The sequence below is a fragment of the Rhizobacter sp. P2_H2 genome (assembly GCF_056403375.1).
On the sequence record NZ_JBFUFP010001522.1, the window covers coordinates 1 to 963 of the forward strand.

The following is a 963-nucleotide window of genomic DNA, read 5'->3' on the forward strand; positions in this document are numbered from 1 at the left end:
CTTCCTCGACCGCGCCGAGACGCTCGCGCGCTCGGTCACGCAGCGGCTGGCGGCGCTGTCGCACGGGCTGGTCTGGGAGCACTACCGGCTCGACTGGTCGATCGACCGGGGCGATCACGGCGACGACGCCGGCAATCGCTCCCGGCCGCCGGGCTTCCAGACGGGACACCATGCGGCGTGGGCCAGGCTGTTGCTGATGCTGGACCGGCACCGGGCGAGCGACTGGCTCCTGCCGCGGGCGCGCGAGTTGTTCGCGGCCGCGACGCAGCACAACTGGGATGCGAAGCACGGCGGCTTGTTCCGCGGCTTCGCAGCGGACCGCGCGGTCGTCGACCACGACAAGCACGCCTCGGTACAGGCCGAGGCGCTGGCCGCCGCCGCCGGGCTGGCGGTGCGCACCGGCGAGGGCGGCTACTGGGATTGGTACGACCGCCTCTGGGAGCACAGCTGGGCGCATTTCGTCGACCATCCGCACGGGGGCTGGCACCGGGTCCTGTCGCAGGACAACCGCCCGCTCGGCGACGCGGGGAGCCCGGCCGGGGAGACGGATGCCGACACGATGGGGGCTTGCTACGAGGTGCTCCGGGCCATCGGAACCTAGGGTCATCGGCCCAGGACGCGCCGCGCGGCGAACGACACTGCATCGACGATCGCGACCAGCGCGATCATCGCGAGCAGCACCGTGCAGGTCTCGTGCATCTGGAACAGGCCCAGGTGGTAGTACAGCATCTGGCCCAGGCCGCCCGCCCCCACCACGCCCAGCACCGCTGCCGCGCGGATGTTGTTCTCCCACCGGTAGAGGCTGTACGACAGCAGTTGCGGCAGCACCTGCGGCAGCGTCGCCCACAGGAACACGCGCAGGCGGCCGGCGCCGCGCACGCGCAACGCGAGCGCCGGGCCGGGCGCCGCGTTCTCGATGCTCTCGGCGAACAACCGGCCCAGCACGCCGGTCGTGTGCAAGGC

2 protein-coding genes are annotated in these 963 nt (G+C 72.6%); one reads left to right on the plus strand and one right to left on the minus strand.

What is annotated here, in order from left to right; genetic code table 11:
• The coding region (locus AC1D15_RS34425; protein WP_477829602.1) for an AGE family epimerase/isomerase at positions 1 to 601 on the plus strand (601 nt) is incomplete at its 5' end.
• Between the two features lie 2 nt (positions 602 to 603).
• Here AC1D15_RS34425 and AC1D15_RS34430 read toward each other — a convergent pair.
• On the minus strand, positions 604 to 963 hold a 360-nt coding region (locus AC1D15_RS34430; RefSeq protein WP_477829603.1), incomplete at its 5' end, for a PhnE/PtxC family ABC transporter permease.